The following is a 23,747-nucleotide window of genomic DNA, read 5'->3' on the forward strand; positions in this document are numbered from 1 at the left end:
CGAGGCCGCGAGCACCCTGCCCGCCAGCCTCGACGAGACCTCGACCCTCCTCGACAGCCTGGACGGGGTGCTCACCTCGCTGGAGGACACCGCCGACCCGGCGCGCCCCTCGGTCCGCGAGCTCGCGCGGCTGCTCGACCACGCCGACCCGGTGCTGGCCCGGGCCCGACCCGTGGTCCGCAACCTGCGGGGGGTGCTGCGGGACGCCCGCCCCCTCGTCACCACCCTCATCCCGATCAGCCGGGATCTGGACGCCACCGTCGACAACCTGGACGGGCCCGTGCTCGACCGGGTCAACGGCCCCGTCCTCGACGCACTCCTGTCGCCCTGGCACGGCACCGGCGAGTACGCCGGTGGTGGCGCCGACCGACCGCTCTACAAGGAGACCGGCTACATGTTCTCCAACCTGGCCCAGGCCAACATGATGGACGAGAACGGGTCGATGATCTCCTTCCTCCCGGGGATGGGGCCGGGCTCGCTCGCGGGCCTCCCGATCAGCCTGGAGCAGCTCTTCAACGGTCTCGTGAACGGAGGCCGGTGATGAGGCGGTCGCTGACGAAGTTCTGGGAGCGGGCCCGCAGCGAGCCTGGCCTGGGCCGCAACCTGGTGGCCTACGCGGTGCTGGTCGCCCTCGGCACCGCGGTCGGTGGCTACTTCCTCGCCAACCAGCGGTTCAACCCGCCGTGGGAGGACCGCTACACCCTGTATGTCGAGATGGAGGAAGCCGCCGCCATCAGCCCCGGCAACGGTCAGGAGGTCCGGATCGCCGGGGTGCAGGTCGGTGACATCCGGTCGGCGGGCATCACCGAGGACGGCCGGGCCCGTCTGGAGATCCGCATCGACGAGGACCAGGTCGTCCGTGAGGACGCGCAGGTGCTGCTGCGGCCGAAGAGCCCGCTCAACGACATGTACCTGGAGATCAGCCCCGGCACGCCCGACGCACCGGCCCTCGAGGACGGCGACACCATCACCGAGGACCGCACGGTCTCACCGGTCCAGGTCGACGACGTTCTGGCCCACCTCGACGCCAACACCCAGGCGGCAATGAGCTCGCTCTTCGCCGAGTCCGACGTGGCCCTGGTCAACGCCCCCCGGGTGCTGCCGGGTGGCCTGGACCGCGCCAACGAGCTGCTGGAGCAGCTGAGCCCGGTGATGGAACGCCTGGAGACCCGTCGCGAGAACCTGGCTCGTCTCGTCACTGCGCTCGCCGACGTGTCGGAGGCGGCGGGTGCCAACGACGAGCGCCTGGAGCGCATGGCGACCTCGCTCGGCACCACGCTCGGCACCATCTCGGGCGAGCGTGACAACCTCGACGCGACCCTGGCCCAGCTGCCCGCCCTCTCGCGACAGCTGCGGTCGACCTCCAGCAGCGTGGTCCGGTTGGCCCGCCAGCTCGACCCCACCCTGGCCGACGTCCGCGAGGCCAGCGACGAGCTGCCGGCCGCGCTCAAGAGCTTCAACGGCAGCGTCGACGAGCTCGACGACTTCCTGCGCGAGGCCGAGCCGGTGCTGGACCGGGCCGGTCCCGTCGTCGGCGACCTGCGGTCCGCGGCGCCCGACCTGCGCACGATGGCCGGCGACCTGCGGCCGCTGAGCGGGGACGCCCAGCCGCTGACGGCGATGCTCGTGCCGCGCCTCGACGACGTGGCGGCCTTCGTCTACAACACCAACTCGGTGGTCAGTCTCCGTGACGCCAATCGGGGCATCCTGCGCGGTCTCTTCCAGATCTCGCCCGAGACAGTCGGAGGACTGGGCTGATGCGCATCCCCTACCAGGTCGTCCCCAAGCTGCGGGGCCTGACACTCGTCGCGTTCCTCGCGGTGTGCGCGACGATCTTCAGCTTCCTGTGGTTGCAGGCGGGCGGCAAGCTGCCGCTGCTGTCGAAGGCCGGCTACCAGGTCACCGTGCCGTATGACGACGTCGACAACCTCGTCTTCCAGTCCGACGTCCGCATCGCCGGGGTCGAGGTCGGCCAGGTCGAGCGGATCGAGGTCGACGGCGACAAGGCCATGGTCACCCTCGAGCTCGACGAGGACGTCGTGCCGCTCCACGAGGGCGCCACGATCACCGTCCGCAACAAGACGATGATCGAGGAGACCTACCTCGAGATCGTCGACGGCACCGGGGCGGCGTACGACGACGGCGCGACCCTGCCGGCCAGCGTTGCCCGCGGCAGTGTGCAGCTCAACGACGTGCTGACCAGTCTCGACACGACCACTCGCCGTGACCTCTCGCGGCTGATCCGCTCGGGCGGTGCCGCCACGAAGGGCACGCGCGAGGACGTCGACGCGGTCCTGGCCGGTCTCGGTGACCTCGGTGAGAACGCCGGGGCGCTCGAGGCCCTCGCCGCGCAGTCCGAGGACCTCCGCTCGCTCGTGCGCTCCTCCACCACCGTCCTGGACGCCCTCGACGTGCAGCAGGGCCGGATCGTCGACCTGACCCGCGACGCCCAGACCCTCACCGCCGTCACCGCCGGTCACGAGGAGGACGTCAGGGCCATCATGCGGTCGCTGCCGCCGCTGTTGGTCACCACCGAACGGGCGAGCAACAGCCTCGCCGACCTGACAGCCCCGCTCGCGACCGTCTCCCGCAACCTGCGCAAGGCCTCGCCCGACCTGAGTGCAGCACTCCTCGAGCTGCCCGCCACCACGGAGGACCTGCGCGGGATGCTGCCCTCGCTCGACACGACGCTGGACCGGGCGCCGGCCTCGCTGACCCGCCTCAGCCCGCTCCAGGAGGCGACCAGCCCGCTGCTGCAGACCCTCCAGGTGAACCTGGCCGACCTCAACCCGATGCTGGCCTACCTGCAGCCCTATGGTCCCGACCTCGTCTCCTACTGGACGAACTTCATCGGGTTCGTCGGCTCCGCCGACGGCAACGGACCGATCGCGCGGGTCAAGCCGATCCTCGGGGTCAGCTCGCTCAACCTCCCGGTGGGGGCGAGCCCGACGACGATGTACAACCCCTACCCGTCGCCCGGCACCCACCACGGCCCTGCCGAGTTCACGGGCGAGTACCCGCGGATCCACGAGGACCCGATCCCGTAATGCGCAGCTCTCGACGCGTCCTCTCCTCGCTGCGCCCACGACACCTGCTGGTCGTGGTCGCAGCGCTGGGCGCGCTCGCGGCGATGATCGGCGGCCTCGCGCGGGTCGAGATCGAGACCGGTGTCGACGAGTTCGTCCCGCGTGACGACGCCGTCGTGCGAACGACGGCGGAGATGGCCGAGCAGTTCGGCGGCGACCCGGTGGTCGTCCTGATGGAGTCCGCGGAGCCCGGCGAGCTGCTGCGCAAGGAGAACCTGCCCGAGCTGCTCCGCCTCGAGGGTGAGCTGGCCGCACTGCCCCACGTCAAGGCCGTCTACGGGCCCGGCACGGTGCTCAACCAGATCGCCGGCCAGGCGCAGGACCTGCTCGCGGAGCTGGGGGGCTATCGCGACGGTCTGCGTGCGAGGGCCGAGGCGGAGGCGAGGGCGGACGGACGGTCGGCCGGCGAGGTCACCCTCGCCGGCGACCGCGCCGTCGCCGAGTTCGACGAGCGCTACGGCGCCCTGCTCGCGCAGGGGATGCCGGGCGGGCTCCCGACCCTGCACAACCAGACGTTCGTGAATCGGGTGATCTTCAACGACGAGGGGGATCCGCGACCCCAGTGGGACTTCCTGGTCCCCCGGCCGGATGCCGTCGCGCTGCTTGTCCGTCCCGACTCGTCACTGCCGCAGAGTGCCACGGAGGACCTCGTCGCGGCGGTCGAGGCGACGGTGAGCGACAGCGCGCTCACGCCACGGAGCTCCACCGTGACGGGCGTCCCCGCGGTCGTCGCCGCCCTCGGCGAGCAGGTGCGCCACGAGGTCCCGCTGCTCGGCGGCGTGGCCGTGCTGGCGGTCGGCGCCTGGTTCCTCCTGTCGAGCTGGACCCGCCGTCGGCTGCGCCTGCTGCCGCTCGCCGCGACGCTGGTCGGCACCGGGGCGACACTGGCGATGGCAGGCTGGGCCGGACGCCCGCTGGCGCTCACTGCGGTCGCCTTCCTCCCGGTCCTCCTCGGGATCGGCTCCGACTTCATGACCTACCTGCACCGGGGCGCCGGGCGCCGGACCGTGCTGGCGGCGGCGCTGGCCTCCGCGGCCGGCTTCGCCGCGCTGGCAGTGGCCCCCGTTCCCGCCGTCGCCGACCTCGGGACCAGCCTCGCGATCGGCCTGGTGGTGACCGCGCTGGTCTCGCTCGCGGTCCACCGGTGGGGCCCCGGGGAGCCGACCGACGGGCCGGACGAGCCGGTCGTGCCCGCCGCGCGCGCCGAGACCGTGGGCCGCGGCACCCGCCGGGCCGTCCTGCTCCTCCCGGTCCTGGCCGCGGCCGTCGGCTGGGCGCTCTTTCCGTCGCTGACCCTGCAGTCCGACTTCACCACCCTGGCCGACGGCCTGGGGGAGTACGACGACGCCCGCTCCGTCGAGCGCATCGTCGGTGCCTCGGGTGAGGTCGCCCTGGTGGTGCGCGGCGACGACGTGCTCGACGCGCAGACGCTGGCCTGGATGACGACCACCCGCCGGGAGGTCGTGGCGCGCCACGGCGACGAGCTCAACGCCGTGCTGTCGCCCACCGACGTGCTGTCCTTCCTCGGCGCCGAGCCCCGCCCCGGCCAGGTCGACGCCGCACTGCGGCTGCTGCCGTCGTACCTCGCCTCGAGCGTGGTGAGCGAGGACCGCAGGATGGCGGTGATGACCTACGGGGTGGACCTGCGTGACGTCGAACGCCTCCAGGTGCTGCGCGACTACCTCGAGGAGGTGGCCGCGACCGCCCCCGAGGGGGTCGAGGTCGAGCTGGCGGGTCTGCCGATGGTGGCCGTGTCCGCCCAGGAGGCCATGGACGACGAGCGCCTCGTCGGGGCCGTCCTCGGCATCCTCGCCGCCGGCCTCGCGCTCCTGGTCCTGCTCCGGGCACCTCGCGTCGCGCTCGTCGCCATGCTCTCCGCCACCCTCGCCTCCGGGCTGGTCGCGCTCGGCATGGCGATCACCGGGGCCACCCTGACGCCGATGACCGCCGGCCTCGGCTCCCTCACGGCGGCCGTCGCATGCGAGTTCACGGTGCTGCTCGCGCTGGCCCGGCGTCGTGGCGACCGTCGGCTGGCGCGCTCCGTCGACCTCGCCGCGGCGGCGTCGGCCACGGGCTACGCGGTCCTCATGGTCTCCGACCTCGGCCTGATCCGTGGCTTCGGACTCCTGCTCGCGCTGACCGTCGCGGTCGCGTTGGGCGTCTCGCGACTCCTGGTCTGGTCGCTGTTGCCGGACTCCGGCACCGCGGCGCCCACGGACTCCCCGACGACACGGGACGAACGGGAGGCGCCGGTGGGCGCGCCCAGCCTGAAGATCCTGGAGAAGGTGCGATGAGGCAACGGATGCTGGTCGTGGTCGCCGTCCTGGTGGTCGCGGTCGCGGCCCTGGCGGTGTGGCGGCCGTGGTCGGACGACGTACCGGAGGGGACGGCTTTCCGGATCGGCGACGAGGTGGTCAGCGTGGACGACCTCAACGCCCGCAACGACTCCCTCCGTGCGCTCTACGGGATCCAGGAGCCGCTCGGCGAGGAGGAGCAGGACCTCTTCCGGCGTCAGGCGGCCAAGTCGATGGCCATCAGCCTGGTCCTCGACGAGGCGGTCGACGAGGAGGGGATCGAGGTCACCGACGCCGAGGTCGACGAGGCCGTCGCGGCGTTCGTGGACAGCAGGTTCGACGGCGACCGCGACCAGTTCCTCGACTCCCTCGGCAACGTGAACACCTCCGAGGACGCCGTCGTGGAGGAGGTGCGTCGTCAGCTCGAGCTGCGCAAGCTCCTGGCCGAGGTCGCCGGCGAGGTGACGGTCAGCGCGCAGGAGGTCACCGCCGCGTTCGGCGAGCGGAGGCGGGAGCTCGGCGAACCGGAGCGTCGTGTGGTCAGCAACATCGTCGTCGGCACTCGGCGCGAGGCCCGCGCCGTGCGTGCCCAGCTCGACGACGGTGCCGACGTCGCCGTCCTGGCGCGACGGGTCAGCATCGACGCCGCGACCCGCGACCAGGGCGGCCGGCTCGGTGCGGTCGCCCGCTCCGAGCTGTTGCCCGATGTCGCGACCGCGGTCTTTCGCACAGGGTCGGGCCGTGCCTACGGCCCTGTGGAGGGCAGCCAGGGCTGGAACGTCGGAGTCGTCACCGCCGTCCGGCAACCGGTGCCCGCGACCCTCGCGGGCGTCCGCGAGGAGCTGCGCGCGGTCCTGCAGTCGGAGAAGGTGCAGGGCAGGTGGAGCGCCTGGCTCGCCGAAAGGCTGCGCGCGGCCGACGTGCACTACGAGAGCGACTTCCGGCCGCGCGACCCGTACGACGTCACGGCCTGGGAGCAGCCGCTCGGCGGCGAGCCGTCGGGGGTGGCCGAGTGAGCGGCATCCTCGACGCCCTGACCTGCCTCGCCGTGGCCTGCCTGCTGTTCCCGCTGGGGACGTGGGGGCGGGCTCACGCGAGCACGCTGGTCGTCGACGCGATCCAGGGCGAGGAGCGGGAGCACCGGATCTCGGTGCTGCGCCGCGGCGCCCTCACCTGCCAGGTCGTCGCCGGCGTCCTGGCCGTCGTCGCCTTCCTGCTGCTCGCCACCCGCTGACCCCTGCCGGCCGTCGAGGGCCGAGTGGGAGGAGGCGGTCAGGCGAGGTGCAGGTCGCGGATCGCGAGCTGGGCGGCGCGGTAGCCGACCATGCCGTGGGCGCCGGGGCCCGGGGGCGCGGCGGCCGAGCACAGGTAGACGCCGCGGACGCCGGTCCGGTAGGGGTTGCGGCCCGGCCGGGGGCCGAGGAGCAGTGCGCCGGGTGACTTCGCGCCGGTGAGGATGTCACCGCCGACGTAGTTGGCGTTCTGAGCGGTGAACTGCGCCGGGGTCGTGACGTGCTGGTCGACGATGCGCTCGCGGAGGCCGGGGGCGAAGCGCTCGATCTGGGCGATCACGGCGTCGGTCGCGTCGCCGTCGTAGCCGGCCGGGACGTGGGCGTAGGCGTAGATCGGGTGCACGTCCCCGCGCGACCGGGTCGGGTCGGCGACGTGCTGCTGGCCCACCAGCACGAAAGGGCGTTCCGGGAGTCGACCGCGCGCGACCGCCCGCTCGTTCGCCACGATCTCCTCCGGGCCGCCGGACAGGTGGACCGTCCCGGCCCGACCGACCGCGGTGTCGCTCCACGGGACGCCACTCTCGACCGCCAGGTCGACCTTGAAGGCAGCAGGCCCGGGCCGGTGGCGACGGTAGGCACGACGGGTCCCGGCGGGGAGCTGGTCGCCGTAGAGGCGGAGCGCTGCCCCGGGGGCGAGGTTGAGCAGGACGGCGTCGGTTCGTGGCAGCTGGGACAGCGCGGTGACCTCCACGCCCGTCTCGATCTTGCCGCCCAGGTCCACCAGCGCCGCGGCCATGGCGGCCGTGATGGCCTGGGTGCCGCCGACGGCGACGGCCCAGCCGTCGTGGTGGCCGGCCGTCAGGATGCCCACCCCGATGGCGGACGAGACCACCTCGGTGAGGGGCCGCATCGCATGCGCGGTCGTGCCGAGGAACAGGGCGCGGGCGGCGTCCGTGCGGAAGACGCGGGAGAGCAGGGTCGCCGGCAGGACGGTCGGCGCGCCGAAACGGGCCATCAGCAGGGGGTGGCGGGGCAGGTGCACGACGGGACCGAGGATGTCGCCGGCCAGCCGGTCGTAGGCACGCGACGGTGCGCCGAACATCAGGCGCCAGCGCGCTCCGTCGCGACCGAGGCCCGCGGCGGTCGCGTCGACCGAGCGGCGCAGGAGGGCGGCAGGGCCGTCGTCGAGGGGGTGGGCCGCGTCGATCTCGGGCCAGGCCCAGCGCAGTCCGTGGGCGTCGAGGCCCGCGAGGGCCGGCGACTGGTGGGCCATCGGGTGGATCGCGGCGCAGTGGTCGACGAGGATCCCGTCACCGAACGGCTGCACCGTCCTGGTGCCGCCGCCGATCTCGTCCTGCGCCTCCAGGACGGTGACGTCCGCCCCGGCCCGGGCCAGGGTCAACGCAGCGGAGAGGCCGTTGGGTCCGCTGCCGACCACGATCACATCCGCCATGGCACGAACCTACGGTCGTCGTGACCAGCGGCCAATGGTCCGCCGTCATGGAGGTGACCGGCCGGTGTGGTCGTGGCACACAAAGCCGGTGCGGGCCGACTCCTCAGGCGAGGACGGCCGGGCCGAGCCAGTCGCAGGCGGTGAGTGCCAGCTCGATGGCCTGCCGATCGCTGCTGATCGATCGCCCCATGGCCTTCTCGGCCGACGCGATCCGGTACTTCACCGAGTTCTTGTGCATCAGCATGGCCTCGGCGGTCGCCGTGTAGCTGCTCTCGTGCTGGAAGAAGAGGAGCAGGGTGTGGCGCAGGCGCTCGTGGTGCTCGTCGCCGAGAGCCAGGTCGCCGAGGGTGTCGCGGACCCACTCCCGCGTGCTGCGGAGGTCGCCGGCGAGCAGGGAGGCGACCTTGAGGCCGGGCTCGCCGAAGCTGGTGACCGGGCGGGTCGGGTCGTCGCGGACCTGGGCGACCTGCTGGGCCTTCACGGCGTCGTGGTGGGTCTGGCTGAAGCCGGCGAGGCCCGCGCGCGGACGGCCGAGGGCGACCATCGGCAGCGGAGGCCCGTCGATGTCGGCGAGGAGGCTGTGGATGACGTCGAGGTCCGGCTCGACGTCCTCCCGGACGGCGAACCAGGCCCATGCGCTGGCCCGGTCGCGCGGGAGGACGAGCGGGTTGCGCTTGGAGTCGAGGTGCTCGGCGATGGCGTTGGCGGCCTTGGTGAACCGCGCGACCTGGTCCTGCTGGGTGCCGGTCTCGTGCACCCACAGCACGGCGCCCAGGTGGGTGACGCGGAGCCGGTAGCCGATCACGGCCTCCGCCGCGTCGATGTCGGTCTCCGTGCCGGCGAGCAGGGCCTCGATCTTGCTGGCCCGGGCGCTGCTGCGTTCGGCGAGCCAGCGCTCGCGCTCCTCCTCGTAGACGGTGATGACCCGCTGGGAGATCCAGTCGATGTAGTCGAAGGTGACCGCCACGACGCGCTCGAAGCCCGCTGCGCGCAGCTCGGGCTCGGCCTCCATGGTCTCGAACTCCACGAATGCCTGCTCGAGCAGGAACTGCTGGCCCAGGCGGTAGGCGCGGACCAGCGCGCTGACCGGCACGCCACGCTGGGCCAGGCGCCGCGCGTACTCGTAGGCCGCGGAGGGGGGCTCGATGTTGTCGACGGCGATGTCGTGGCGCAGGGCGTAGAAGATGTTCTCGACGTTGCCCTCGATGCTGGCGTAGAGGAGCTCGAAGATCGCGCCCTCGCCCTCGAGCTCGACGATGCGCGTCGAGAGCCGGGACCGCATGGCGTTGCTGAGGTCGCCGACCCGCTCGTGAAGGCTCGCGGCCACCTGGTCGGCCAGGCTGCTCGCGGTGATCTGTTCGGTCATCACGTCCGGCATCTCCGCATCCTGACACAGCCCGAGTGACCTGCGTCACTGTCCGATGGGTACCAACGAACGGGCGGGACCTTGGTCCCGGCGCACAGTCGAGGAGTGGTCATCGCAGGGGGGCGCGCTCGCTCAGCTGCGCCTTGACGAGCTTGCCCACCGCGTTCTTCGGCAACTCGGCCAGAACGTGGAACGCCGCCGGGATCTTGAAGGGCGCCAGGCTGACCGCGCAGTGCCCGCGCAGCTCGTCCTCGCTCAGGGTGAGTCCGGGGCGCGCCGCGACGAAGGCGACCGGCACCTCGCCGAGGACCGGGTCCGGTCGGCCGACCACGGCGGCCTCGAGGACAGAGGGGTGGGTGTAGAGGCACTCCTCGATCTCCTTGGGATAGATGTTCTCCCCGCCGCGGATGATCAGCTCCTTGATCCGGTCCACGATCCGCAGGTAGCCGTCCTCGTCGATGGTCCCGACGTCGCCGGTGTGCAGCCAGCCGTCGCGGAGCACCTTCGTGGTCTCCTCGGGGCGCCCGAGATAGCCGCGCATGACGTTGGCCCCCCGGATGACCACCTCGCCGCGCAGGCCGGTGGAGAGGTGCTCGCCCGTCGCCGACACCACGGCGACCTCCTGGCCGGGCAGGGCGATCCCCACGGTGCCGGGCTTGCGGGGACCGGCGAGCGGGTTGATCGTCGAGGCGACGCTGCCCTCGGACAGGCCGTAGCCCTCCACGACGGGGATGCCGAAGCGGTCCTCGAACCGCGTGATCAGGTCGGCGGGCATCGGTGCGGCGCCGCAGATGGCGAATCGCAGCGACGAGGTGTCGACCGGATGGCCGGTGCGGTCCTCGAGGACGGCGTACATGGTCGGCACGGCCGAGAAGTACGTCGGACGGTGCTCCTCGACGAGCTCCCAGAAGGTCGACGGGGAGAACCGCGGCGCGACGACCACGTCTCCGCCGGCGCGCAGGACCGAGACCACGCCGGCGATCAGGCCGTTGGCGTGGAAGAGCGGCAGCACCAGCAGGCTGGTGTCGGCGGCGGTCAGCTGGAAGTGGTCCACGAGGGACGAGCTCATCGCGGTGATGTTGGCGTGGTCGAGGAGGACACCCTTGGGGCGCCCGGTGGTGCCGCTGGTGTAGATCACCAGCGCGAAGTCGTCGGGCTGGGCGACGGGCGCGTCGTCGGGTCCGGGCTGGCCGACCGGCGGCACGGGGCGCTCGGACGTGGCGTGGATGGAGCGGACGTCGACCCACGCGATGTCGAGGGTGGCGGCGAGGGCGCGGGCGCGTTCGTCGCCGACGACGACGACCGAGGAGGAGTCCTCGAGCTGATAGAGCGCCTCGTCGTCGGTGAGGGCCGGGTTGACGGGGGTGAGTGCCGAGCCGCCGTACCAGGCCGCGAACATCGTGGTCACGATCTCCGCGCAGTTGGGCAGCATCACCGCCACGTTGTCGCCGGGGGCGACGCCGAGCTCGGCCAGGCGCCCCGCCAGTCGTCGTACGGCGGCCGCGAAGGCCGCGTTGTCGAGGGAGCGGCCGCCTTCGCTCAGGCAGCGGCCGCCCGGATCCCGCTCCTCGCGGAGGAATGGGATCCGGGCAAGGCTGTCGGCGGTGGCCGTCGTCGTCACGCGTTGGCCCGCGGCGACGGCGCGAGCTCGGGGTGGTGGTCGGGGTGGCGATAGGTCACCTCGACCGGGACCGGGCCGTCGGGCAGCCACGGCTGCGTCTTCACGCAGTCGGCCACGAGCCACGTCCCGCGCTCCACGATGCCGAGCGCGGCGTCCATCACGAAGTACTCCTGCGTCTTCTTGTGCAGGGGCTGCGACTCGACCCAGACCACCACGAACTCGCCGGGCTCGAACCCGATGCGGCGCTGGATGGCCTCGATGAGCTGGTCGTCGTGCAGATGACCGTCGCCGAAGTTCCAGCCGATGATCGCGTTGCAGCAGAACTCGGCCTCGCGCAGCGAGTAGGTCTCGTACTCGTCGCCCAGGTAGTTCTGCATGACCGAGAACAGGCCGCGGCCCTGGGCGTGCATCGAGCGCCACGCGAGCGTCATCTGCATCGTCATCTCGGCGACGTCGGGCTCGTAGCCCATGCCCTCGACGAGCTGGTCGATCTGGTTCTTCGCGGGCTTCTTGAGTTGGTTGAGCTTCGCCTCGGCGCCGGGCTTGAACGCCCAGGTCGCCGACGCCCAGTTCCCGGAGTACTGGCGCATGGAGGGGAGGAAGGACACCAGGTCGGGACGCAGGTTGCCGAGGACCGGGAAGAACACGAGGACGGCGACGAGCGCGGGCAGCATCCAGCCCTCGCTGAAGTCGCCGATGCCGTAGCCGTCCCCGGCGAAGTGGCCGGCGAAGAGGAAGATGGCGATGTAGGCGAAGACGATGTTCCACTCCAGTGGCACCGCGAGCGGGAACGTCTGGGTGATGAAGAGGTGGAAGGCCACCATCGAGCCGACGGCGAGCAGCGTGATCGTCCAGTTGGTGCTGAACAGCAGCACCAGCGGTACGCCGAACTCGGCCAGCGTGCCGAGGACGTGGGCCATGAACCACGCCAGGCGCGACGGGTTCAGGTCGTCGGGGATGGAGCGGAAGTGCGCGCGCTTGAGGAACTTGGGCACGAACGGGGCGTTCGACACCATCGGCGGGATGACCAGCTCGAACAGCGGGGTGAGCTTGGAGATCGCGGCGCCGACCCAGACGATCACGATGATCACCTTCGCGGCGATGATGAAGTCGGTGTAGGTCAGCACGCTGCCCGCGAGCGTGGAGATGATCAGGATCGGCACGTACTGCTCACCGCGGGCGGCGAGGAAGAGGATCTTGTCGCGCAGGCCGCACAGGGCGAGCAGGCCGGCGGAGACCGCCATCAGCACGGGGTCGACCATCTCGATGCCGCCGAGACCGTCGATCGACGTCGAGCTGCCAGCGAAGATCGCGTAGAGGAAGCTGCCGAGCGTGGCGAGGTAGAGCAGCACGTCGAACGCCGTGCGGTCGTCGCCGCTGGTCAGCGGGACCTGCTTCGGCCACGGTGGCAGCCGGATGGTGCCCGGTCGTGCCCAGTAGGCGATGCCGCCGGTCATGGGCTTGAAGTGGGCGGCGAGCGGACCCCATGTCCCGCCGATGCCGAAGAGCTCCAGGAAGAGCGTCCAGAGCACGATCTTCTGGTAGATGACCGGCTGGTCCCACCAGGACCCGAATTCGAACATCCCGCCGACGTCGGAGGTGAGTGTCGCGATCGCGATGCCGCCACCGATCGAGAGGACGAGCAGCTTGAGGATGTAGATCGTGTGGACCATCTTCGGCGTGCCGAACCCGAACTCGCTCCAGAACGTCGCCAGGACGTGGATCCGCTCCTGTCGTGGCCGGGTGAGGAACTCCGCGGGATCGACGGGAGGCGCGTCAGGCGTCAGGAAAGGCATGGAGGGACTCCTTCGTGGAAGCAGGTCGCCGGGTGACCCGCGTCACGAAGTGTGTCGCCGAAGGCTGGCGTCAGGGCACGGCCACGGCGACCGAAGATTCGGGTCGCCTTTCGTCAGCCGCCGACAAGCCGCGGCATCGCGGACGTGCGGTCAGTCGCCGGCCACGGGAGCGCCGAAGAGCAGGGGCATCGTCCGACGAACCTCCGCCGCCAGCGAGGTGAGGACCTCGCCGGAGCCGCACAGGTGGGCGAGCAGCGCGCGCTGGAAGAGGCCGTCGAGCATGCCGTAGGCCGTGCCCGACGGGACGGCGGGCTCCCGTCCCAGCAGGTCGGCATAGCGTCGTACGACGCGCCAGATCATGTCCTCGAGCGTCTGGTCGATCGCCAGCACCGCCTCGCGCAGGCTCTCCTCGAACATGCTCTGCGCGCGCAGGTCGTACCAGAGACGGTGCATGGGCGCCTCGTCGACCAGCGTGTCGACCAGCTTGGCGGCGAAGGCCTCGACCAGACCTTCGGGCGTCGAGGCGTGCTCGACCACGTCGTCGTAGCGGCGCACGCAGGTGGCCTTGTACTGCTGGACGCAGTGGACGATCAGGTCGAGCTTGTCGTCGAAGTAGTAGTGGACGACGCCGTGGGAGAACTCGGAGTTGTTGGCGATCTCGCGGAGGCTGGCGCGGGCGTAGCCGAGCTCGCCGAGGGTGCGCAGGGCGGAGTCGGCGAGGGCGCGGCGGCGCTCGTCGTGCTTGTCGGCAGGCGTACGACGAGCCGTCGAGGTCGGCGTCGAGGTCGGCGTCGAGGTCGGCATGGAACCAGAGGCTACTGGCCGCGGAGACCTTTGTGGCCGGGTGACAGAAAAAGTCTTGACGCTTGTCCAGATAATTCTTGACGATCGTCAAGGCCGAGCGGTTGTGTGGTGCGCATCACCCACCGACGAAGGAGTCACCTCCCATGACCGAACTCGAACTGGCCGGCCGCAAGGCCCTCGTGACGGGCGGGGCCCAGGGACTGGGCAAGAAGTTCGCCGAGTACCTCACCGCCGCCGGCGCGACCGTCGTGGTCGCCGACCTGCAGGACGAGAAGGGCAAGGAGGTGGCCGAGTCGATCGGTGGCACCTTCGTCCACCTCGACGTCACCGACGACGCCTCCTGGGAGGCCGCGGTGGCCCAGGCCGTCAGCGAGGTGGGAGGACTCGACATCCTCGTCAACAACGCCGGTATCGAGATCGCGAGCCTCTTCATCAACCTCGACGCCGACGTCGCGCGCCGGATCTTCGACGTCAACGTGGTCGGCACGTCGCTCGGCATCAAGCACGCCTTCCGGACCATGGGCCCCGGCGGGGCCGCGGGCAAGGGTGGCGCGGTGATCAACGTCGCCTCGGTCGCCGCGCACATCGCCTTCCCGGCGCTGTCGCAGTATTCGGCGTCGAAGTCGGCGGTCGACAGGATCACCCGCGTGGCCGCGATGGAGGCGGGCAAGCTCGGCCTGGGCGTGCGGGTCAACTGCGTCGCGCCGGGTCTGATCCCCAACGAGATGGGGGCGGGGCTGGCCAACGAGCTGACCGGCATGGGGCTCTTCGAGTCGCCCGATGCCGCCGTCGGCCAGGTCGTCGAGCTGACGCCGTCCGGTGGCCTGGCCACTGAGGAGGACATCGCCGAGGCGGTCGTCTTCCTCGCCTCCGACCGCTCGAAGTTCATCAATGGCGTCGACCTGTCGGTCGACGGCGGAATGGGGATGTGACCATGTCCGACAACACTGCTGGCAAGAAGCCCGTCATCGTCTACGGCGCGTCCGGCTACACCGGCCGTCTGATCTGCGAGTACCTGCGCGAGTTCGGAGTCCCCTTCATCGCCGCCGGGCGCGACGAGGGCAAGCTCAAGGCCTCGATGGAGGCCAACGTCGCCGGCATCGAGACCGCCGACTACGAGATCGTCCAGGTCGAGCACACCGTCGAGGCGCTCACCGAGCTCTTCTCCGGCGCGCCCGTCGTGTGCAACACGGTCGGCCCGTTCTCCAAGTTCGGCCCCGCCACCGTCGAGGCCTGCCTCGCCGCGGGCACGCACTACCTCGACACCACGGGCGAGCAGGACTGGCTGATCACCTGCGACGAGCAGTACGGCGACGACTTCGCCGCCGCCGGCCTGCTGCTGTCGCCCGGCATCGCGCACATGTACACGACCGGCGAGATCGCCGCCGAGCTGTGCCTGGAGAAGCCGGGCCTCGACACCCTCGACATCGCGGTGTTCTGGGGCGGCTCGCCCACGATCGCGTCGACGCAGACCATCCTGGTCAACGCGGCCACCTCGAAGGCGCACTACCTCGCCCAGAACCAGTACGTCGAGTTCGACCCGACGCAGGGGCTGCTGCCGCTCGTCGTACCGGGTCAGCACGAGCTCGCGCTCTCCCTGCCGTGGGGTGGCACCTCACACCCGGTCTGGTACCGCAAGGACCCCCGCGTGGCGAACTGCAAGGCGCAGGGGGGCGTGTTCAACGCCGCACTGATGCACGGCGTCCCGCAGATCGTTGCCGGCGCCCTCGAGGCGACCAAGGACATGGACGAGGAGGAGCGGGACGCGACGCTGACCGCGACCGCGGCCCAAGTGATGAACGTGATGCCGCCGCGCGAGAACCCGCGTCTGAACAAGTCGCTCGACTCGGTGCACGCCTCCGGTCCGCTCGGTCGCGCGCACTGCGTGATCCACGGCAACCAGAACTACAAGCAGACCGGGCTGCTGCAGGCGTTCGCGGCGTTCTCCCTGCTCCAGCAGCCGCCGCTGCGGGTCGGCTTCGCGTCGGGTTGCAAGGCGTTCGGGCACCGTGAGCTGCTCGGTCAGCTGCGCGCCTTCGGCCTGGTCGCCGAGCCGGTCCTCACCTACCAGGGCAACTGATGCGGCTGGTCGACCACCTCGACAAGGGGGCGTCGCTCGATCCCGGCGCCCCCTGCCTGGTCTGCGACGGCGAGACGCGGTCCTACGCCGAGGTGCAGGAGCTGTCGGGCCGGATCGCGTCCGCGCTGGTCGCGGACGGGGTCGAGCGGGGGGACAAGGTGGCGATCCTCGCCGCCAACGACCCGACGGCCTTCACCTGCGTGTTCGGCATCAGTCGTGCGGGTGCCGTCTGGTGTCCGATCAACCCGCGCAACGAGGCGGCGGAGAACCGGGACCTGCTCGATCTCTTCGAGTGCTCGGTCCTGATCTTCCAGGCCGCGTTCGCGCCGCTGGTCGACGCCATCCGCGGCGACCTGCCCGGCGTCCGGACGCTGGTGTGCCTCGACGCGCAGGTGCCGTGGGCGATGGGCTGGGAGGACTTCCTCGCCACGGCCGGCGAGCCGGTCGACCGGGCGGCGGAGGACGACCTCGCGCTCATCGTCGGCACGGGTGGGACGACTGGGCGACCCAAGGGTGTGATGCTCACCGGAGCCAACATCGAGTCGATGACGGCGATCACCCTGATGTCGTACCCCTGGCCCGAGCACGGCGAGCGGCCGGTCTACCTCGCGCTCGCGCCGCTCACCCACGCGGCGGGGGTGCTGTGCTTCCCGGTGCTGGCGCTGGGTGGCTCGATCGTGGTCATGAGGCAGCCCGACGTCGGCGGCTTCCTGGCCAACGTCGCGGAGCACGGGGTGACCCACACCTTCCTGCCGCCGACGCTGATCTACATGGTGCTCGACCACCCGGACCTCGCCACGACGGACCTGAGCAGCCTGCACTGCTTCTGGTACGGCGCCGCCCCGATGTCCGCGTCCCGTCTGGAGGAGGCGCTCGGCAGGATCGGACCGGTCATGGCGCAGCTCTTCGGGCAGACCGAGGCGCCGATGATGGTCTCCACCATGGCGCCCGCCGACCACTTCCGGCCGGACGGCTCGGTGGCCAAGGAGCGGCTCTCCTCGGCGGGCCGACCCTCGCCGATGGTGACCGTGGCGATCATGGCCGGCGACGGGAGTCTGCTCCCCCGCGGGGAGCGGGGGGAGATCGTGGTCCGCGGCTCACTCGTCATGCGGGGCTACTTCAAGAACCCCGACGCGACCGCGGAGGCCGCTGCGCACGGATGGCACCACACCGGCGACATCGGCTACCTCGACGACGACGGCTTCCTCTTCATCGTCGACCGCGCGAAGGACATGGTCATCACCGGTGGCTTCAACGTCTACTCGACCGAGGTGGAGCAGGCGTTGATGGCTCACCCGGCGGTCGCGGACTGCGCGGTGATCGGGCTGCCCGACGAGAAGTGGGGCGAGCGGCTGACGGCGGTGCTGCAGGTCCGGCCCGGTGCCACCGTGGATCCGGCGGACCTGAAGTCCTTCGTCAAGGAGCGGATCGGCAGCGTCAAGACGCCCAAGCAGATCGAGGTCTGGGACGACCTGCCCCGCTCCAAGGTCGGCAAGGTGCTCAAGACCGACATCAAGGCGCAGCTGGCCGGCCAGGTCGGCTGAGGCCGACCGACCGACCGACGCGGCCCGCGGCGCCACCCGGACACGGCGCCCGGCGAGGGGGAGGACCCTCGCCGGGCGCCGTACTCATCTCCGGGCACGTGTCGGACGGTGGGGCCCGAAATTCGCCGGACGGATCGTCGCGCGGCGCCCTACGCTCAGCCGATGGGTTGGAAGGACATGGCCAGGGTCGGGCGCGACTGGGCCGAGGCGAAGAAGACCGAGCTGCTGACCACCGACAACCGCACGCGCGACGACGCGCGGGCGGCCGGCGAGGAGGCCGAGCGGGCGGGCAACCGTGAGGCCGTGACCTCGCTGCTCGAAGGCGTGCTCCCCGAGAAGTGGGCGCAGCGGATCACCGACGCCCGTCCCGAGAACGTCGCCCAGCGGCAGGCCGAGCACGACGCCCAGGAGGCCGCCGAGCGGCGTACGCGTCTCGAGGCCGCGCCGACCAACCCCGTCGAGCTGGAGCTGTCAGGAGGCGAGACGGGCAGCCTCTCCGCCGCGCTCCCGGTGACGGTGGAGGAGCGCCCGGCCGACCCGGCGGACGCCGACCCGGATGGTCCGCCGCCGCTGGCGTGGCTCGTCGTCCGCGTCGAGGCGCCCGAGCCGGTGGCGTTCGGGACGACGACCCTCAGCGACCTCTCGGTCGCCGTGCCGTCCTACGCCGGCCCCGGACGCTACGACCTGGTGGACCTCATGCGCCGCGGCGAGGCCGGCGAGATCGGGTGGTGGGAGGCCTTCGACCTCTACCTCTCGCGGGCGGGCGAGGCCGACGACACCACCTGGTACGCCGACCTCTCGGGCTCCGCCGGACCCGCCTGGATCGAGGTCGAGGAGGGCTCGCTGCGCCTCGACCTGCCGCTGCAGTCAGCGGTGAGCGCCGTCCGCCTCGTCGGCACCGTCGCCTGGTCCTGAGGGCGTCGGCCGACCGCTCCGATCCGCGTAGGGTCGTGGCATGACCCGACCCGTGCACGTCCTCCTCGGCGCCGGCCCCGGACTCGGGCTGGCGGTCGCCCGCCGCTTCGCGGCGGAGGGGTACGACGTCGCGCTGGCCGGCCGCGACGACGACCAGGGACGCGAGCTCGCCGGCATCCTGGCCCGCGAGGGCGTGGAGGCGACCGGACGCGGCGTCGATCTCGCCGACCCGCAGGACGTGACCCGCGTCGTGACGGCGCTCGGGGAGTGGCGAGGTCGCATCGACGTCCTGCACTTCAACCCCAGCCTGTGGCGCGAGGAGGGTCCGCTCGAGCTGACCGTCGAGCACCTGCTCACCGATGTCGCCGTCGGCGCGGGCGCGCTGCTGCCGGCCGTCCAGGCCGCGCTGCCGTTCCTCGGCGAGGGTGCCCGGGTGCTGGTCACCGGCAGTGCCGCGGCCGACACCCCGTCGGCCGTCGCCCCCACGCTGGGCGTGCAGAAGGCCGCCGTCCGCAACCTCGCTCTCACCCTCGATGCGGCGCTGGAGCCGCGTGGCGTCCGGATCGCGACCGTCCAGATCAACGGGGTGCTGGCGAAGGAGGGTCCCTTCTCCCCGCCCCCGATCGCCGAGGCGATGTGGCGCGCGATGGCGCGCGGCGCCGACGAGTGGGCGCCGCTGGTGGCCTACGACGGGTGATTCCGTGGCGGGCCGCCGGGCGTCGTACGGCGCGGGTGAGAAACCCGCGCACCTCGGGTGAGAAACCCGCGCACTTCGGCGGGCGCGGCGGGGTGGCGCGGCCTAGGCTGCCGGCATGAGCGAACCCGCGGTCCCCAGCAGTCCGTCCTTCGAGCTCGGCCCCGACCACCTCGAGCTGCGCGACTGGGTCCACGGCTTCGCCGCGGACGTCGTGCGCCCGGCGGCCAGCGAGTGGGACGAGCGCGAGGAGTTCCCGTGGGCCATCGTCGAGGAGGCCGCGAAGGCGGGCCTCTATTCGATCGACTTCGTGCTCGCCCAGTCGATGGACGAGACCGGCCTGGGCTTCCCGGTCGCGATGGAGGAGCTGTTCTGGGGCGATGCCGGCATCGGTCTCTCGATCGTCGGCACGGCGCTGGCGGCTGCCGGCGTCAGCGCCAACGGCACGCCGGAGCAGGTGGCCGAGTGGGTGCCCGCGATGTACGGCTCGCCCGGCGACCTCAAGCTCGGTGCGTTCTGCTCCTCCGAGCCGGACGCCGGCTCCGACGTCGGCTCGATGCGCACCCGCGCCGTCTACGACGAGAAGACCGACGAGTGGGTCCTGAACGGCACGAAGACCTGGGCGACCAACGGCGGCATCGCCGACGTCCACGTCGTCACCGCCGTCGTCGACCCCGAGCTGCGGACGCGCGGCCAGGCGTCCTTCGTCGTCCCGCCCGGGACGCCCGGCCTGAGCCAGGGCCAGAAGTTCCACAAGCACGGGATCCGCGCCTCGCACACCGCCGAGGTCGTGCTCGACAACGTGCGGATCCCGGGCAGCTGCCTGCTCGGCGGCAAGGAGAAGCTGGATGCCCGCCTGGCCCGGGTGCGGGAGGGCTCCGGCTCGCGGGGCAACGCCAGCATGGCGACCTTCGAGCGCACCCGCCCCGCCGTCGGCGCCCAGGCGATCGGCATCGCGCGGGCGGCGTACGAGGTCGCACTGGACTATGCGAAGACCCGTGAGCAGTTCGGCAAGCCCATCATCGAGAACCAGGCGATCGCCTTCGCGCTGGCCGACATGGCGACGTCGATCGAGGCCTCCCGGCTGCTGGTGTGGCGGGCGGCCTGGATGGCCAAGCAGGGCAAGCAGTTCGAGAACGCCGAAGGCTCGATGTCGAAGCTCTTCGCCGGCGAGACCGCCATCAAGGTCACCGGCCAGGCCATGCAGATCCTGGGCGGCAACGGCTTCACCCGCGACTACCCGGTCGAGCGGTGGGCCCGCGACGCCCGCATCTACACGATCTTCGAGGGCACCTCGGAGATCCAGCGGCTCGTCATCGCCCGGTCGATCTCGGGGGCGCCGATCCGCTGAGCCCCGCCCGCTCACCTGAAGGCGCAGCCGGTCGGCACCCCCAGCCTGCGCAGCAGGACCGCTGCGGGACAGAAGCCGGTGACGCTGGACTGCAGCAGGTTGGCGCCGACGAAGGCGGCGAGCAGCAGCCACCAGGTCGAGAGGAGTGCCGCCAGGGTGACGCTGACCAGCACCAGGGTGCCGGCGAGGGCGAGGACGGCGCGGTCGATGGTGAGTCCGGTGGGTCCGGCTGGGGCGCTCACCGGCCCAGGATCCGGCGCAGCCAACCGTCGCCCGGGGTGGCGCCGGGCGCGGTCGATGGGTGGCCGGCGCACCACTGGTCGGCGGCGACCGAGGCCTTGACGGCGGCGACGTGGCTGCCGCAGCCGGACCAGGTGGTCCTGCCGCACTGGCGGCAGCGGACGGGACGGCACATGGCTCAGGCCTCCTGCTCGGCCAGCGAGTCGGCGAACTCGCAGAAGGCGTCGTAGGCGCGGGCGCCGTGGATGGTGGCGGGCCCGCCGTGCATGAGGAAGGTGACGCCGATGGCCTCGGCGGCCTCCTGCTTCGTCGCGCCGGCCCGGGCGGCGGCCTGGGCGTGGGAGGCGATGCAGCCGTCGCAGCCCTCGACGACGCCGATGGCGAGGGCGATCAGCTCCTTGGTCCGCTGCGGCAGGGCGCCGTCGGCGAAGGCGGCCTGGGAGAGCGCGCCGAAGCCGGAGTAGACGTCGGGGATCGCCCGGCGCAGCTGGCGATGCAGGGGCGAGAGCTCGGCGAGGACGGTCTTGCCGTGCGGGGACTCGGTGGTGCTCATGGTTTCCTCTCGGGTGGTGGGGGGCTCAGTCGTGCGCGAAGGTGATGTCCGGCAGCACCCGGCGCAGCCAGGCGGGGGTGTGCCAGGCGGCTCGCCCGGTGAGCCGGAGCAGTACGGGCAGCAGGACGAGGCGGACCAGGAAGGCGTCGAGCAGGACCGCGACGCCGAGCACGACGCCCATCTCCTTCGGCGGGATGGGGCCGGACAGGGCGAAGGTGAAGAACACCGCGACCATGACGGCGCCGGCGGCGAAGATGACCCGGCCGGAGTGGGCGAGCGAGCCGACCATGGCGTCCTTCGGGTCGCCCGAGCGCTCGAAGTGCTCCTTCGCCGAGGCGAGCAGGAAGACCGTGTAGTCCATCGCGATCGCGAAGATCATCGCGAAGAAGAACACCGGCGCCCAGGCGTCGAGGAAGCCCTGGGACTCGAAGCCCAGCAGTCCCGCGCCATGTCCCTCCTGGAAGACCAGGCGGGCGACGCCGAAGGCAGCGGCCGTGGAGAGCAGGCTGGCCAGCGTGCCGAGCAGGGAGATCAGCGGCGCCTGCAGGGCGACGAGCAGCAGCAGGAAGCCCAGCGCCAGCACGACCCCGATCACCAGTGGCGTGGACTCGTCGAGCTGCGCCTTCAGGTCGAGGTTCTCGACGGCCGCGCCGCCGACCTTCGCCGATCCCGGCAGGTCTGCCCGGAGGCGGTCGACGGTCTGGCCGAGCCCGGGATCGGACGGGTCGACGGTGGGCACGGCTTGGACCATCACCAGGTCGTGGCCGTCCTGGGCCGGCGTCGCCGGCATGACCCCGGCGATCCCCGGGTCCGCGGCCAGTACGGCGCGCGTCGCCTCGGCCTGCGCAGTGGAGGCGACCACCTGCAGCGTGCCGGGGGCGCCGTCGCCGAACGCGTCCTGGACCTGGTCGTAGCCGACGCGAGCCGAGGCGTCCTCGGGCAGCACCTTGATCGACGGCATCGCGGTGTGCAGGCCCAGGATCGGCGCGGCGAGGGCGACCAGCGTGACCAGCGCGGCGACGCCCCACACGACGGGGCGCCGCCACAGCAGCTCGCCCCAGGCCTCGAACCGGGGTGAGCGGTGCTCCCCGGAGCGCGACCAGGGCAGGGAGAGCTTGTTGATCCTGTGGTCGAGCTCGAAGAGCACCAGCGGCAGCAGGGTCAGGGTCGCGGCGAGGACGAAGACCACCGACAGCATGATCCCGCCGGCCATCGACCGGAACGACGGTGACGGCACCAGCATCACGGCCGACAGGGAGATCAGAACGGTCAGGCCGGACAGCAGGACGGCCTTGCCGGCGGTGTCCATCATCTGCGCGATCGCCCACGACCTGTCGTCCGGGCGGGCGGCGCGCGCGGCGCGATAGCGGACGACGAGGAAGAGCGCGTAGTCGATGCCGAGCGCGAGGGCGAACATCATCGCGAAGTTCATCGCCCAGATCGAGACCGGCACCAGCTCGTTGATCAGCACCAGCGATCCTGCCGACGCGACGAGGCCGGCGAGGGTGAGGATCAGCGGCAACCCGGCGGCGACCAGCGCGCCGAAGGCGAGGACCAGGATGGCCAGGGTCACCGGCCACGACATGAACTCCGACTTCAGCATCGCCTCGAGGTTGGCCTCGTTGAAGTCCGACCACAGCAGTGACGACCCGGTCGGGTTCACCGTGACCCCGCCGGTGGAGAGCCCCTGCAACTCCTCCTTGAGGTCGGTCGCGACGCGCACCATCTCGTTGGTGTCGGCGCCTGCGCCGGCCAGGACGATCGCGGTGCGACCGTCGGCCGAGAGCGTGGCGCCCGGCATCGGCTGAACCACACTCGCGATCCGGGACTCGCCCTCGAGCACCCCGGTCACGGCGGCGATCACCTCGGCGCCCTCGCCCTCGGTGACGGGGCCGTCGGTGGAGTGCACGACCACCTGGATCGCGTGGGACGCGAGGCCACCGAAGTGCTCCTCGACCAGCTCGCGGGTCGCGACCGACTCCGAGCCGTCGGCCTGCCAGCCGGCGCCCGAGAGCTCGTGCTCGACCTTCGGCGCGACGGCGCCCAGCCCCACGATCAGCAGCACCCACACGAGCGCCGTCGTACGGCGACGAGTGGTGACCAACAGGCCCAGGCGGCCCAGCGGTCCGGGCCTGGCGGTGTCCAGCGACATGGTGATGACTCCTTTGCATTAACCCCCAGGGGGGATATGCTCGGAACCGTAACATAACCCCCCGGGGGGATAGTCAAGTCGAGAGGGAGAACCCATGGACAGCACCGCATTCACGATGAGCGCCACCGTCCCCACGTCGTACGACGCCACGGTGGCCCGCGTCCGCATGCTGCTCGCCGACGCCGGCTTCGGCGTGCTGACCGAGATCGACATCCGCGCCACGATGCGCGCGAAGCTGGACGTGGAGGTGCCGCCGCAGGTCATCCTCGGCGCCTGTCGGCCGCAGCTGGCCCACCGGGCGTTGCAGGTCGACCCGCGGATCGCGACCCTGCTCCCCTGCAATGTCGTCGTCGCCGAGGAGGGCGAGGGGCGCACGCGCGTCGAGGTGTTCGACCCGGCGTTCATGACCCAGGTCGCCCCCGACCCGGAGCTCGGCGCCGTGGCGGCCGACGCCCGCGCCCGGCTGGCGGGGATGATGGACGCACTGACCGGAGCCGACGGCACCGGCACCACCGACGCGGGAGTGGACCATGCAGCTGGAGCCTGAGGAGATCAAGGCGATCATC

21 protein-coding genes and 1 pseudogene are annotated in these 23,747 nt (G+C 71.7%); 13 read left to right on the top strand and 9 right to left on the bottom strand.

The window, feature by feature from the left end; translation table 11 throughout:
- From E9934_RS19765 to E9934_RS18695, 6 genes and pseudogenes are all read left to right on the top strand, one after another.
- A pseudogene (locus E9934_RS19765) lies at positions 1–541 on the top strand (hypothetical protein); the annotation flags it as partial.
- Positions 541–1,758, top strand: a complete 1,218-nt coding sequence (locus E9934_RS18675) for an MlaD family protein (protein WP_136564414.1) — start codon at positions 541–543, stop codon at positions 1,756–1,758. The pseudogene E9934_RS19765 and the gene E9934_RS18675, both read left to right, overlap by 1 nt.
- Positions 1,758–3,047 (top strand): MlaD family protein, encoded by a 1,290-nt coding sequence (locus E9934_RS18680; protein ID WP_136564415.1) that lies wholly within the window; start codon positions 1,758–1,760, stop codon positions 3,045–3,047. The genes E9934_RS18675 and E9934_RS18680 overlap by 1 nt, the downstream gene beginning before the upstream one ends.
- Entirely contained in the window at positions 3,047–5,380 is a 2,334-nt protein-coding gene (locus E9934_RS18685; RefSeq protein WP_136564416.1) for an MMPL family transporter, read from the top strand. The genes E9934_RS18680 and E9934_RS18685 overlap by 1 nt, the downstream gene beginning before the upstream one ends.
- Positions 5,377–6,396, top strand: a complete 1,020-nt coding sequence (locus E9934_RS18690; RefSeq protein ID WP_136564417.1) for a peptidylprolyl isomerase — start codon at positions 5,377–5,379, stop codon at positions 6,394–6,396. The genes E9934_RS18685 and E9934_RS18690 overlap by 4 nt, the downstream gene beginning before the upstream one ends.
- Positions 6,393–6,614: a hypothetical protein gene (locus E9934_RS18695; RefSeq protein WP_136564418.1), complete on the top strand. Its 222-nt coding sequence runs from the start codon at positions 6,393–6,395 to the stop codon at positions 6,612–6,614. The genes E9934_RS18690 and E9934_RS18695 overlap by 4 nt, the downstream gene beginning before the upstream one ends.
- 38 nt (positions 6,615–6,652) lie before the next feature.
- Here E9934_RS18695 and E9934_RS18700 read toward each other — a convergent pair whose 3' ends face one another.
- The 5 genes from E9934_RS18700 to E9934_RS18720 all read right to left on the bottom strand — a co-directional run bounded on the left by E9934_RS18700 (position 6,653) and on the right by E9934_RS18720 (position 13,652).
- The gene (locus tag E9934_RS18700) at positions 6,653–8,065 is read right to left on the bottom strand and encodes a phytoene desaturase family protein (RefSeq protein WP_136564419.1); all 1,413 of its coding nucleotides are present in this window, start codon (positions 8,063–8,065) and stop codon (positions 6,653–6,655) included.
- Between the two features lie 103 nt (positions 8,066–8,168).
- Positions 8,169–9,443 (bottom strand): PucR family transcriptional regulator, encoded by a 1,275-nt coding sequence (locus E9934_RS18705; RefSeq protein ID WP_136564420.1) that lies wholly within the window; start codon positions 9,441–9,443, stop codon positions 8,169–8,171.
- 97 nt (positions 9,444–9,540) lie between these two features.
- Positions 9,541–11,052: a class I adenylate-forming enzyme family protein gene (locus E9934_RS18710; RefSeq protein WP_136564421.1), complete on the bottom strand. Its 1,512-nt coding sequence runs from the start codon at positions 11,050–11,052 to the stop codon at positions 9,541–9,543.
- Positions 11,049–12,848 carry a DUF3556 domain-containing protein gene (locus E9934_RS18715; RefSeq protein WP_136564422.1) on the bottom strand — a complete coding sequence of 600 codons (1,800 nt, stop codon included), beginning with the start codon at positions 12,846–12,848 and terminating at the stop codon, positions 11,049–11,051. Before E9934_RS18715 ends, E9934_RS18710 begins: the two co-directional genes overlap by 4 nt.
- Positions 12,849–12,998: 150 nt before the next feature.
- Positions 12,999–13,652 carry a TetR/AcrR family transcriptional regulator gene (locus E9934_RS18720; protein WP_136564423.1) on the bottom strand — a complete coding sequence of 218 codons (654 nt, stop codon included), beginning with the start codon at positions 13,650–13,652 and terminating at the stop codon, positions 12,999–13,001.
- A gap of 143 nt (positions 13,653–13,795) precedes the next feature.
- Here E9934_RS18720 and E9934_RS18725 point away from each other — a divergent pair, with 143 nt between their 5' ends.
- The 6 genes from E9934_RS18725 to E9934_RS18750 all read left to right on the top strand — a co-directional run bounded on the left by E9934_RS18725 (position 13,796) and on the right by E9934_RS18750 (position 20,236).
- A complete protein-coding gene (locus E9934_RS18725; protein ID WP_136564424.1) occupies positions 13,796–14,584 on the top strand; it encodes an SDR family NAD(P)-dependent oxidoreductase in 789 nt (262 codons plus the stop codon).
- 2 nt (positions 14,585–14,586) lie between these two features.
- Complete coding sequence (locus E9934_RS18730) at positions 14,587–15,732, top strand: DUF5938 domain-containing protein (protein WP_136564425.1); 1,146 nt, start codon at positions 14,587–14,589, stop codon at positions 15,730–15,732.
- Positions 15,732–17,276, top strand: a complete 1,545-nt coding sequence (locus E9934_RS18735) for an acyl-CoA synthetase (RefSeq protein WP_136564426.1) — start codon at positions 15,732–15,734, stop codon at positions 17,274–17,276. Before E9934_RS18730 ends, E9934_RS18735 begins: the two co-directional genes overlap by 1 nt.
- 162 nt (positions 17,277–17,438) lie before the next feature.
- Positions 17,439–18,191: a hypothetical protein gene (locus tag E9934_RS18740; protein ID WP_136564427.1), complete on the top strand. Its 753-nt coding sequence runs from the start codon at positions 17,439–17,441 to the stop codon at positions 18,189–18,191.
- Positions 18,192–18,231: 40 nt separating this feature from the next.
- Positions 18,232–18,888 (top strand): SDR family NAD(P)-dependent oxidoreductase, encoded by a 657-nt coding sequence (locus E9934_RS18745; protein WP_136564428.1) that lies wholly within the window; start codon positions 18,232–18,234, stop codon positions 18,886–18,888.
- 115 nt (positions 18,889–19,003) lie between these two features.
- A complete protein-coding gene (locus E9934_RS18750) occupies positions 19,004–20,236 on the top strand; it encodes an acyl-CoA dehydrogenase family protein (RefSeq protein WP_136564429.1) in 1,233 nt (410 codons plus the stop codon).
- Positions 20,237–20,247: 11 nt separating this feature from the next.
- Here E9934_RS18750 and E9934_RS18755 read toward each other — a convergent pair whose 3' ends face one another.
- Genes E9934_RS18755 through E9934_RS18765 form a run of 4 tightly spaced genes read right to left on the bottom strand, consistent with a single transcriptional unit; the run spans position 20,248 to position 23,181 of the window.
- Positions 20,248–20,478: a YgaP family membrane protein gene (locus E9934_RS18755; RefSeq protein WP_136564430.1), complete on the bottom strand. Its 231-nt coding sequence runs from the start codon at positions 20,476–20,478 to the stop codon at positions 20,248–20,250.
- Entirely contained in the window at positions 20,475–20,651 is a 177-nt protein-coding gene (locus E9934_RS19870; protein WP_162851574.1) for a hypothetical protein, read from the bottom strand. Before E9934_RS19870 ends, E9934_RS18755 begins: the two co-directional genes overlap by 4 nt.
- A gap of 3 nt (positions 20,652–20,654) precedes the next feature.
- Complete coding sequence (locus E9934_RS18760; protein ID WP_136564431.1) at positions 20,655–21,029, bottom strand: carboxymuconolactone decarboxylase family protein; 375 nt, start codon at positions 21,027–21,029, stop codon at positions 20,655–20,657.
- 25 nt (positions 21,030–21,054) lie between these two features.
- Positions 21,055–23,181, bottom strand: a complete 2,127-nt coding sequence (locus E9934_RS18765; RefSeq protein WP_136564432.1) for an MMPL family transporter — start codon at positions 23,179–23,181, stop codon at positions 21,055–21,057.
- A gap of 94 nt (positions 23,182–23,275) precedes the next feature.
- On the opposite strand from E9934_RS18765, the gene E9934_RS18770 reads away from it, so the two are divergent.
- Positions 23,276–23,728 (top strand): DUF302 domain-containing protein, encoded by a 453-nt coding sequence (locus tag E9934_RS18770; protein WP_136564433.1) that lies wholly within the window; start codon positions 23,276–23,278, stop codon positions 23,726–23,728.
- The last annotated feature ends 19 nt before the right edge of the window (positions 23,729–23,747 follow it).

The organism is Nocardioides caeni (assembly GCF_004912195.1).
Lineage (GTDB): Bacteria > Actinomycetota > Actinomycetes > Propionibacteriales > Nocardioidaceae > Nocardioides > Nocardioides caeni.